The sequence below is a fragment of the Trinickia mobilis genome (assembly GCF_017315705.1).
GTDB lineage: Bacteria > Pseudomonadota > Gammaproteobacteria > Burkholderiales > Burkholderiaceae > Trinickia_A > Trinickia_A mobilis.
This window is the reverse complement of sequence record NZ_JAFLRF010000010.1, coordinates 248,359-259,575: the sequence shown is the minus strand read 5'-3', so window position 1 is coordinate 259,575 and position 11,217 is coordinate 248,359. Positions and strand designations below refer to the sequence as shown.

Here is an 11,217-nt window from a genome sequence, read left to right as displayed (position 1 = left end):
CAACTTACACCATGGTCACCTTCCACCTCAGGCACTTGCCCCCTCAGCCTTCTTGCACATATCTCCGCACACTACCGCAATCCGAATAACGTTCGGTTGTTCCTATGTAACTCTCCACAGGATAAGCCTTATTAAAATACCCGTGCACTTGCTTTAAGGTGGGCCTGAACTCCTTGCATGCATCAACAATTCCTCTGTCGTTTTCGTTCTTGCTCAGCCCGACCTTTTCGATGGTCAGTCGGACAATTGCTCTCGAATGACTGTTTTGCGAAAAAGAAGTCAGACTCATGGCAATCAGCGCACTTAGAGCGTGACGGCAAATATGAGTTACCATTTTGCTGTACCCGCCTCGGTTAAATTTTTACGCCCGATTTCCGGGTGTCTATAAACTTCCCGAATCGAAACATTTAGAGTATCGACCAGCTCTCCGATCAGCCATTTTAGCGAAGCGTTCTGCTGATCCGTCACCGCTTCATACACTTCCTGCTTTTCAGGGCCAATCGCCTTCCCCACCAGCTCTATCCCGATGGAATCCTCATTTGACGGAAAGCGATCAGGGAAGCTCTTTTTCATTTCGTGCTTTGTTAGCGCAACAGGGCTTTTACTCGCTCCGATTGCCGCCTTAAGTTCAGCAGGAGTACATTTTTTCGTTACGATGCAGCGAGATTGCATTCTTCCCACGTGATTTGTCCGCCTGAACAAGGAAGCCGTTTGATAAATTTCTCCATTTTTATCAATTAAGAAATGTGCACCGTTAGCACCCTTATCTTTATAACTATTAAACACGCTATCAAGTTTGTAACTATCTGTTTGATGCACCACAATACCGTTCACGACATTCATCGATGCGCGCTCAATCGCCGGAAAAACTTTCACGATGATGCGTTCCGCATCCACATGCCCATTTTTCGAAATAAACAGCATGGCATCCCTCCCGTCGTCAGATTGCCTTATTGGCCTTAATGTCGTAACCCATGCTCACCGTCCCGGCGCTGCCGCCATCGGCGTTCTGAATCACGGATTCCTGCCTCACGCGAGCGAAGGACAAGCGAATTTCTTCGCGCGGAGCGCGCATGTTGACGTTGCCGGCTGGCTTCACTTGGGTAACGAGCACATCCCCCATCGTGAGCTTCAGGTATTCGAGCGGCTTGCCGCCGGCTTTGCGCATCACCAGCACCGCGCTGTCGACATGCTTGCCTGTCAGGCAGTACTGAACCAAGCTCGGCGTGGCGCGATCGATGTAGTGCTCGAACGTCAGGTCGCCAACGGTGCATTTGCCCGCTCCGCTACCCCTGCCCGCATGCATATTGGATTGCTGACTCACCGACCAATCCCACGTCAGCACCTCGATTTCGTTCGGATGACTTGCATCCATCGATTCGCCGTCTATGCCGGTGAGCTTCAAGAAAATATCTCGTGTCATCTCCCTCACTCCTTTCAGGTTGTTCAGTCATGTACCGGTATCGCCAAGCGAACGATCCGGCCAGCCAACCTAATCCAGAGTGATAGCGCTGCTATATAAGACTTATCCGAAATCGCGCCTCTCAGCGCGATTACCGGGGAATGCAGGCCAATCGCGCGCCGACGCGCCCTTCGCTCGACTCACCCGGCAATGGCGCGCCGCACGCTGCCATCGACTGCCGCCAGTTGCGATTCGGCCTCCGTCACGCCGATGCCGCGCTTTAACGCGACGATGGCCACCTTGACCTGAAAGCCGCACGACTCCAGCGTGCGGCGAGCCAGTTCGTCGGATGCGCCGGTGGCATGCCTGGTCAGGTTGACCGAGCGGCGGATGAGCTTGGCATTGGTCGGCCGCAAGTCGACCATGAGGTTGCCGTACACCTTGTTCAGCCCCACCATCAAGGCGCTCGAAAAGCTGTTGAGCGCGATCTTCTGCGCGGTTCCGGCCTTGAGACGCGTGCTGCCTGAAATCACCTCGGGGCCCGTGTCGAGCGCGACGCCGATCTGCGCTTCGGTAATCACCGCCGCATCGGGGTTGTTCGCGAGACCGATTGTGAGCGCGCCGGCCTTGCGCGCAGCGCGCAAGGCGCCAAGCACATAAGGGGTGCCGCCGGATGCGGCGATCGCCAGCACGACGTCGTTGGCAACAGGCTTGATCGACAGGAAGTCTGACGCCCCCTGGCGCTCGTCGTCCTCCGCCCCTTCGATCGACTCCCAGATCGCTCTCGATCCGCCGGCCAGCAGCGCAATCGCCCGATTTTTCGGCCACGAGAACGTCGGGTAAAGCTCCACGGAATCCATCAGTCCAAGGCGGCCTGACGTTCCGGCTCCGACGTAAATCAACCGGCCCCCGGCACGCATCCGGGGGAGCGCCTCGCGGACCGCCTGGGCCAGCTTCTCCCGGCTCCCCCAAACCGCCTTCACGGCGTTGAGCTGGTCGTCGACCAGCACGTCGATCAGGTGATCGGCCGAATAGAGATCGAGCTCCGTGTGCAACGGATTCGGCATTTCAGTCTTCATTAACATGACGAATTTCCTCGTTGTCTCAGCCCTTTACCGCGCCGGCCGTGAGGCCTTCGGCGGACTGCTCCGAAAACAGCGAGTAGACGGCGATAAGAGGCCATGCGGAGATCGCGAGCCCGGTGAGCAGCGCGCCCATGTCGACGGCGTGCGCTCCGAAGAAAACCGACAGGTCGCGGCCGGACAAGCGGCAGCATGATGCGGCGAAAGAGGGTGCGGCCGCTCGCGCCGTCGAGCGCGGCGGCCCTGAAGGTCGCGTCCGGGATCGCATTCATGCTCGCGAGAAACACCAGAGTCGGAATTTGCAGGTTACGCCAAATCGAGATCAGAATGGCGGTCGCGAGCGCCGGCCGGCTGGCGCCGCTTGGAATCCGCGACACGGTCATGGTGAACCCGAGTTGTGAGCCGTCGACTCCGGGTCCTATGCTGTATTGCGGCACGCATTGAAGCGCATGGCGCACAGGCGCGACGCCCCGCTGCTGCCGACCGAGTGCTGCGCCGCCCACATCCCCGAGGACCGCCGACCATGACCCGCTACCGCGATTTCCATCGCCGCTCGATCGACGAACCCGGCGAATTCTGGCGTGCCGAAGCTGCCCGCATCCATTGGGAGACGCCGTTTCACACGGTGCTCGACGCTAGCCATCCGCCCTTCACGCGCTGGTTCGTCGGCGGCCGCACGAACCTGTGCCATAACGCGCTCGACCGCCACCTCGCGACGCGCGCGCAGCAGGATGCGCTCATCAGCGTGTCGACCGAAACCGGCATCGAGCGCCGCTTCACGTATGCCGAGCTGTACGACGAAGTGAACCGGATGGCCGCGGTGATGCGCTCGCTCGGCGTCGCGCGCGGCGAGCGCGTGCTGATCTATCTGCCGATGATCCCCGAGGCGGTGTTCGCCATGCTCGCCTGCGCGCGGCTCGGCGCGATCCATTCGGTCGTGTTCGGCGGCTTCGCCGCGGCGAGCCTCGCCGCGCGCATCGACGACGCGACGCCCGCGCTGATCGTCACCGCCGACGCCGGCGCGCGCGGCGGCAAGGTGATCGACTACACGCCGCTTGTCGACGAAGCGCTCGCGCGCGCCGCGCACCAGACCGCGCGCGTGCTGTTGATCGACCGGCAGCTCGCGCCCGAGCGGCTCAACGCGAGCTATCTGGTCGCCTACGAGCCGCTGCGCGAGCAGTACTTCAACGCCCACGTGCCGTGCGAATGGCTCGAATCGAACGAGCCGTCGTACGTGCTCTACACGTCGGGCACGACCGGGCGGCCCAAGGGCGTGCAGCGCGACGTCGGCGGCTATGCGGTCGCGCTCGCCGCGTCGATGGAGTACATCTTCGAAGGACGCGCGGGCGACACGATGTTCACCGCGTCCGATATCGGCTGGGTGGTCGGCCACAGCTACATCATCTATGCGCCGCTGATCGCCGGGCTCACGACCGTGCTGTACGAAGGCACGCCGCTCCGGCCGGACGGCGGCATCTGGTGGCGGCTCGTCGAGCAATACAAGATCAACTTGATGTTCACGTCGCCGACTGCGTTGCGCGTGCTCAAGAAGCAAGACCCGGCGTTGCTGAAGGCGGCCGATCTGTCGAGCCTGCGCGCGCTGTTCCTCGCCGGCGAGCCGCTCGACGAACCCACCTCGGCTTGGATTCAGGACGCGCTCGGCAAGCCCGTCGTCGACAACTACTGGCAGACCGAAACGGGATGGCCGATCATCGCGATCCAGCGCGGCGTCGAGGCGCTGCCGCCGAAGCTCGGCTCGCCGGGCGTGCCGGTCTACGGCTACCACCTCGTGGTGCGCGACGAGGCGACCGGCGAGCCATGCGCGCCCGGCGAAAAAGGCGTCGTCACGCTCGGCTATCCGCTGCCGCCCGGCTGCATGGCGACGGTATGGGGCGACGACAAGCGTTTCGTCGATACCTACTGGTCGGAGATGGCGGGACAGCCGGTGTATTCGACGTTCGACTGGGGCATTCAGGACGACGACGGCTATGTGTCGATCCTCGGCCGCACCGACGATGTCATCAACGTCGCGAGCCATCGCTTCGGCACGCGCGAGATCGAAGAAGCGCTGTCGAGCCACGCGGCGGTGGCAGAAGTGGCGGTGGTCGGCGTGGCCGATGCGGAGAAAGGCCAGGTGCCGCTCGCGTTCGTCGTGCTGCGCGATGCGCAGGCCGCCGCCGCGCCCGACGATCGCAAGAAGCTCGAAGCCGCGTTGCTCGCGACCGTCGACCGTCACCTGGGCGCGATCGGGCGCCCGGCGCGCGTGCACTTTGTCGCGATGCTGCCGAAGACGCGCTCCGGCAAGCTCTTGCGCCGCGCGATTGCGGCGCTGGCCGAAGGCCGCGATCCGGGGGATTTGCCGACGATCGAAGATCCGGCGGCGTTGCAGATGCTGCGTGCGGCGCTCGCTGGAGGTTGAGCGGGCGTGTGACGCCCGGCCGCTCAAGCCCCCGCCCGCGCCTCCAGAAACCGCCGCAAGATCCCCGACGAATACGCGTGCGCGATATCGGTGAGAAACGACGTGAACGACGCGCTCGCGTGATCGTCGGCGGTATCGGAGATGGTCCGCACGATCGCGCACGGGACGTCGTGCTCGTAGCAGACCTGCGCAATCGCCGCGCCTTCCATTTCGACCGCGAGCGCTTCCGGCAGCGCCGCGCGCAGCGCGCCGACTTCCTCCGAGCTCGACACGAACCGGTCGCCGCTGATCACGAGCCCGCGATGCACGCGCGCGCCGTTCAAACGAAACTGCTCGGCGAGCGCCGCGCCTTCATCGGCGACGAAGCGCTCGCACGCAGCGGCAAGTTCATCGGCGAGCGCAAGATCGGCGGCAAAGTGCGTCACGCCGAGCAACGGCACCTCGTAGCGTGGAAACAGCGGCGACGCGTCGAGATCGTGCTGCAGCAGCGCATTCGCGACGACGACATCGCCGACGCGCACGTGGCTCCCCACGCCGCCCGCGACGCCGGTAAAGACGATCGCCTCGACATCGAACACGTGAATCAGTGCGCTCGCCGTGGCCGCGGCCGCAACCTTGCCGATGCGCGCGAGCGTCACGACGCACGGCACGCGGTGCACGGTGCCGACGTGATAGTCGCGCCGGCCGACAGTCACCGTGCGCAGGCCGCCCTCGGCGCGCATCGCGTCGACGAGGTCGCCCAATTCCTGCGGCAGCGCCGCCAGCACGCCCAGCGGGCGCTGCTGTTTCGATTCCATCGTTTCCGAGCTCATTCGACCGCCTGCAATTTAGCGACGGCCAGCGCGAGCCACTTCTCGCCGTGCCGCTTGAACTTGACCTGCGCGCGCGCATCGGCGCCGCTGCCTTCGAGCGCCGTCACCGTGCCCTCTCCGAATTTCGTGTGAAACACGGGCTGGCCGATCTTGAAGCCCGTTTCGCCCGCGCGCTGCTTATCGGCGAACGCGGGCAGCGGCGCTTGCTCGAGCGCCCCGCCGGAATAACCTTCCCGGCGATCGGGACGCGCGAACCAGTCGCGGCCCCAGCCGGCGCTGTCCGAGCGGCCGCCCCAACGCGCGCCCGGCTCGACTTTGGGCGTGAGCCACTTGAGCGTTTCCTGCGGCAGCTCGTCGAAAAAGCGCGAGCGGATGTTGTAGCGCGTCTGCCCATGCAGCAGCCGGCTCTGCGCAAACGACAGATAGAGCCGCTCCTTCGCCCGCGTAATCGCGACGTACATGAGCCGCCGCTCTTCCTCGAGCCCGTCTTGTTCGAGCGCGCTGTTCTCGTGCGGGAACAGCCCCTCTTCCAGACCCGTGATGAAGACCGCCGTGAACTCGAGCCCCTTCGCCGCGTGCACCGTCATCAACTGCACGGCGTCCTGGCCCGCTTGCGCCTGGTTGTCGCCCGCTTCGAGCGAGGCGTGCGACAGAAAGCCCGCGAGCGGCGTCATGGTGTCGGGGTTCTGCGCGGGGTCGGCGAGGCCGGCCGGATCGAGCACGACGGCTGCCGGATCGCCCGGCACCGCCGCGATCTCGGGCGCCGCGGTGGCGCCCGGCCGCAGCGGAATCGAGCGCGCCGGCGTATCGATCCCATAGCCCTCTTCGCTCACGAACGCCGTCGCCGCGTTCACGAGTTCCTGCAAGTTCTCGAGGCGGTCCTGGCCTTCGCGCTCGTTCTGATAGAAGTCCGCGAGACCGCTCGCGCGCACGACGTACTCGACCGTTTCCGGCAAGCTCATCTGCTGCGTTTGCGCACGCATCTTCGCGATCAGGTTCGCGAACGCGCCCAAGCTCGAACCCGCCTTGCCGGTCACGTACGGAATCGCCGCCGCCATCGAGCAGTTGTACAGACGCGCGGCGTCCGCGAGCTGTTCGATCGAGCGCGCGCCGATGCCGCGCGCCGGGAAGTTGACGACGCGCGCGAACGCGGTGTCGTCGTTGGGGTTGTCGATGAGGCGCAGATACGCGAGCGCGTGCTTGACTTCCTGGCGCTCGAAAAAGCGCAGTCCGCCATACACGCGGTACGCGATGCCCGCGTTGACGAGCGTGTGCTCGATCGTGCGCGACTGCGCGTTGCTGCGATAGAGCACGGCGGTCTCGCCGCGTGCGAGCCCGCTGTTGATCAGCGCCTTGATCTCCTCGACGATCCAGCCGGCTTCCTGCGAATCGGTTGCCGCCTCGTAGACGCGCACCGGTTCGCCGTGGCCCGCGTCGGTGCGCAGGTTCTTGCCGAGCCGCCGCGAATTGTTCGCGATCAGCTGATTGGCGGCATCGAGAATATGCCCGTGCGAGCGGTAGTTCTGCTCGAGCTTGATCAGATGCCGCACTTTGAATTCGTGCTCGAAGTCGCGCATGTTGCCGACGTTCGCGCCGCGAAACGCATAGATCGACTGGTCGTCGTCGCCGACTGCGAAGATCGCGTTCGGGTTTGCGTTCAATTCGCCCGCGAGCAGCTTGAGCCACGCGTATTGGAGCTTGTTGGTGTCCTGGAACTCGTCGACGAGAATGTGCCGGAAACGCGCTTGATAGTGGGCGCGCAGCGGCGGGTTGTGCGCGAGCAGTTCGTAGCAGCGCAACAGCAGCTCCGGAAAGTCGACCACGCCCTCGCGCTGGCACTGCTGCTCGTACGCCTGATACAGCTCGACGAACTTGAGATTGAAGCTGTCGGACGCGTCGACGTGCTCGGGCCGCAGCCCCTGCTCCTTGGCGTTGTTGATGAAGTACTGGAGGTTCTTCGGCGGATATTTCTCGTCGTCGACGTTCAGGCCCTTCAGGAGGCGCTTGATCGCGGACAACTGATCCGCCGTATCGAGGATCTGGAACGTGGCGGGCAGCCCTGCGTCGCGGTGATGCGCGCGCAGCATCCGGTTGCACAGGCCATGGAAGGTGCCGATCCACATGCCGCGCGTATCGATCGGCAACAGCGCCGACAGGCGCGCCATCATCTCCCGCGCGGCCTTGTTCGTGAACGTGACGGCGAGCACCGTCGCGGGCGACGCGAGCCCATGCTGGATCAGCCACGCGATGCGCGTGATCAGCACGCGCGTCTTGCCGCTGCCGGCCCCGGCCAGGATCAGCGCGGGTTCGTTCGGCAGCGTGACGGCGGCGTGTTGTTCGGGATTCAGGTTCGCAAGCAGTTCGGGCATGGGAGAGCGGTCAATGACGAGCAGAGCGGCCAATACAGCGCGCGAGAAACGCGCATGGCGGCGAGTCGCACATTATAAGTCCCGGGCGGCCGGCAGTTCCTGCGGCGCTCGATTGCACGGCGGGCAAACGCGCTCGCGCGAGCCTCGCCGCCGCTCTCGGCCCTCCCGGCCCTGCGCCTCGGACGAGCCTTTATAATCGAACGTTTCGACGCCTCTTTCCACGCATTTTTCGGCAGATTCCCCACCATGAGCGACACCACGCTTGCGAAGAGTTTCGAACCCCAGACCATCGAGGCCCATTGGGGGCCGGAATGGGAAAAACGCGGCCATGCGGCGCCGGCGTTCGAGCCGGCAGCCAAGGACTTCTCGATCCAGCTGCCGCCGCCGAACGTCACCGGCACGCTGCACATGGGCCATGCGTTCAATCAGACGATCATGGACGGCCTCGCGCGCTATCACCGCATGCTCGGCGAGAACACGATGTGGCTGCCCGGCACCGATCACGCGGGCATCGCGACGCAGATCGTCGTCGAGCGCCAGCTCGACGGAGAAGGCGTGTCGCGCCATGACCTCGGCCGCGAGAAATTCGTCGAGCGCGTGTGGGAATGGAAGCAGCAGTCGGGCTCGACGATCACGAGCCAAGTGCGGCGCCTCGGCGCGTCGATCGACTGGCCGCGCGAATACTTCACGATGGACGACAAGATGTCGGCGGTCGTGACCGACGTGTTCGTGCGGCTCTACGAACAGGGGCTCATCTATCGCGGCAAGCGGCTCGTGAACTGGGATCCGGTGCTGATGACCGCCGTGTCCGACCTCGAAGTCGCGAGCGAGGAAGAAAACGGCCACCTGTGGCACATCCACTACCCGCTCGCCGACGGCAGCGGCCAGCTGACGGTGGCTACGACGCGTCCCGAGACGATGCTCGGCGACGCCGCCGTGATGGTCCACCCGGAAGACGCGCGCTACGCTCACCTGATCGGCAAGACGGTCAAGCTACCGCTCACGGACCGCGAGATCCCGATCATCGCCGACGACTACGTCGACCGCGAGTTCGGCACCGGCGTCGTGAAAGTGACGCCTGCGCACGACTTCAACGACTATCAGGTCGGCCAGCGCCACAAGCTTGCGCAGATCGAGATCCTCACGCTCGAAGCGAAGATCAACGACAACGCGCCCGCGAAGTACCGCGGCCTCGATCGCTTCGAAGCGCGCAAGCAGGTTGTCGCCGATCTCGAAGCGCAGGGCCTCCTCGAATCGGTGAAGCCGCACAAGCTGACGGTGCCGCGCGGCGACCGCACGAACGTCGTGCTCGAGCCGATGCTGACCGACCAATGGTTCGTCGCGATGAGCAAACCGGCTCCGGAAGGCACGTTCAATCCGGGCAAGTCGATTGCCGAAACGGCGCTGAACGCGGTGCGCAGCGGCGAGATCAAACTCGTGCCGGAGAACTGGACGGCCACTTACTACCAGTGGCTCGAAAACATCCAGGACTGGTGCATCTCGCGCCAACTGTGGTGGGGCCATCAGATCCCGGCGTGGTACGGCGAAAACGGCGAAGTCTTCGTCGCGAAGACCGAAGCCGACGCGCGCGCGCAAGCCGCCGCGCAGGGCTACACCGGCGCGCTCAAGCGCGACGAAGACGTGCTCGACACCTGGTTCTCGTCGGCGCTCGTGCCGTTCTCGTCGCTCGGCTGGCCGAACGAGACGCAGGAGCTGGAGCACTTCCTGCCGTCGTCCGTGCTCGTCACCGGCTTCGACATCATCTTCTTCTGGGTCGCGCGGATGGTCATGATGACCACCCACTTCACCGGCAAAGTGCCGTTCCATACGGTCTACGTGCACGGCCTCGTGCGCGACGCCGAAGGCCAGAAGATGAGCAAAAGCAAGGGCAACACGCTCGACCCGATCGATATCGTCGACGGCATCGATCTCGATTCGCTCGTCGCCAAGCGCACGACGGGCCTCATGAACCCGAAGCAGGCCGCCACGATCGAGAAGAAGACGCGCAAGGAATTCCCGTCGGGCATTCCCGCGTTCGGCACCGATGCGCTGCGCTTCACGATGGCGTCGATGGCGACGCTCGGCCGCAACGTCAACTTCGACCTCGCGCGCTGCGAAGGCTATCGCAACTTCTGCAACAAGCTCTGGAACGCGACGCGCTTCGTGCTGATGAATTGCGAAGGCCACGAGTGCGGCTTCGACAAGCCCGAGCTGTGCGGTGCGGGCGACTGCGGCCCCGGCGGCTATCTCGACTTCTCGCAGGCGGACCGCTGGATCGTGTCGCTCTTGCAGCGCGTGGAAGCCGAAGTCGAAAAGGGTTTCGCCGACTATCGTTTCGACAATGTCGCGAACGCAATTTACAAGTTCGTGTGGGACGAATACTGCGACTGGTATCTCGAACTCGCCAAAGTGCAGATCCAAAACGGCACGCCCGAGCAGCAGCGCGCGACGCGCCGCACGCTCCTGCGCGTGCTCGAAACGGTGCTGCGCCTCGCGCACCCGATCATCCCGTTCATCACCGAAGCGCTCTGGCAGAAGGTCGCTCCGCTCGCAAAAAGCTACCCCGCAGGGGCGGCGGAAGGCGCGGCGTCGATCATGGTGCAGCGCTATCCCGTCGCCGAGCCGAAAAAGATCGACGAAAGCGCCGAACGCTGGGCGGCCGACCTGAAAGCGGTTGTCGACGCATGCCGCAACCTGCGCGGCGAAATGAACCTGTCCCCGGCGACGAAGGTCCCGCTTCTCGCGACCGGCAACGCCGAACGACTGCACACGTTCGCCCCGTACGCGCAAGCGCTCGCGCGTCTCTCCGAAGTCAAGATCATCGCCGACGAGGCGGCGCTCGACGCCGAAGCGCATGGCGCACCGATCGCGATCGTCGGCGGCGACAAGCTCGTGCTGAAGGTCGAGATCGACGTCGCGGCCGAACGCGAGCGGCTTGGCAAGGAAATTGCTCGTCTGGATGCGGAGATCGTGAAGTGCAACGCGAAGCTCGACAATGAGGCCTTTGCCACAAAAGCCCCCGCGGCGGTTGTGGAACAGGAACAGAAAAGGCTGTCAGAATATCGCGATACGATCGCCAAGCTGAGCGCACAGCTCGCGCGGCTGCCCGCGTGACGTTGGCGGCGCGAATCAT

General features: G+C 64.1%; 8 protein-coding genes. 2 read left to right on the top strand and 6 right to left on the bottom strand.

The features are described 5' to 3' along the window. Positions 1 to 327 precede the first annotated feature (327 nt). From J3489_RS16710 to J3489_RS16695, 4 genes are all read right to left on the bottom strand, one after another. Entirely contained in the window at positions 328 to 924 is a 597-nt protein-coding gene (locus J3489_RS16710; RefSeq protein ID WP_206999791.1) for a peptidoglycan recognition protein family protein, read from the bottom strand. A gap of 16 nt (positions 925 to 940) precedes the next feature. Further along, positions 941 to 1,423, bottom strand: coding sequence for an Hcp family type VI secretion system effector (locus J3489_RS16705; protein ID WP_206999790.1), 483 nt, complete (start codon positions 1,421 to 1,423; stop codon positions 941 to 943). A 179-nt stretch (positions 1,424 to 1,602) separates the two neighbouring features. Beyond that, positions 1,603 to 2,487, bottom strand: coding sequence for an N-acetylmuramic acid 6-phosphate etherase (locus tag J3489_RS16700; RefSeq protein ID WP_206999789.1), 885 nt, complete (start codon positions 2,485 to 2,487; stop codon positions 1,603 to 1,605). Between the two features lie 19 nt (positions 2,488 to 2,506). Continuing rightward, the gene (locus J3489_RS16695; RefSeq protein ID WP_206999788.1) at positions 2,507 to 2,668 is read right to left on the bottom strand and encodes a hypothetical protein; all 162 of its coding nucleotides are present in this window, start codon (positions 2,666 to 2,668) and stop codon (positions 2,507 to 2,509) included. Between the two features lie 339 nt (positions 2,669 to 3,007). Between J3489_RS16695 and J3489_RS16690 the strand changes: the two genes are divergently transcribed. After that, positions 3,008 to 4,903: a propionate--CoA ligase gene (locus J3489_RS16690; RefSeq protein WP_206999787.1), complete on the top strand. Its 1,896-nt coding sequence runs from the start codon at positions 3,008 to 3,010 to the stop codon at positions 4,901 to 4,903. Positions 4,904 to 4,926: 23 nt separating this feature from the next. Here J3489_RS16690 and J3489_RS16685 read toward each other — a convergent pair whose 3' ends face one another. Further along, positions 4,927 to 5,715 (bottom strand): 5'-methylthioadenosine/adenosylhomocysteine nucleosidase, encoded by a 789-nt coding sequence (locus J3489_RS16685; protein ID WP_206999786.1) that lies wholly within the window; start codon positions 5,713 to 5,715, stop codon positions 4,927 to 4,929. Beyond that, positions 5,712 to 8,084, bottom strand: a complete 2,373-nt coding sequence (locus J3489_RS16680; RefSeq protein ID WP_206999784.1) for a UvrD-helicase domain-containing protein — start codon at positions 8,082 to 8,084, stop codon at positions 5,712 to 5,714. Before J3489_RS16680 ends, J3489_RS16685 begins: the two co-directional genes overlap by 4 nt. 246 nt (positions 8,085 to 8,330) lie before the next feature. On the opposite strand from J3489_RS16680, the gene J3489_RS16675 reads away from it, so the two are divergent. Further along, the gene (locus J3489_RS16675; RefSeq protein WP_206999782.1) at positions 8,331 to 11,198 is read left to right on the top strand and encodes a valine--tRNA ligase; all 2,868 of its coding nucleotides are present in this window, start codon (positions 8,331 to 8,333) and stop codon (positions 11,196 to 11,198) included. Positions 11,199 to 11,217 lie beyond the last annotated feature (19 nt).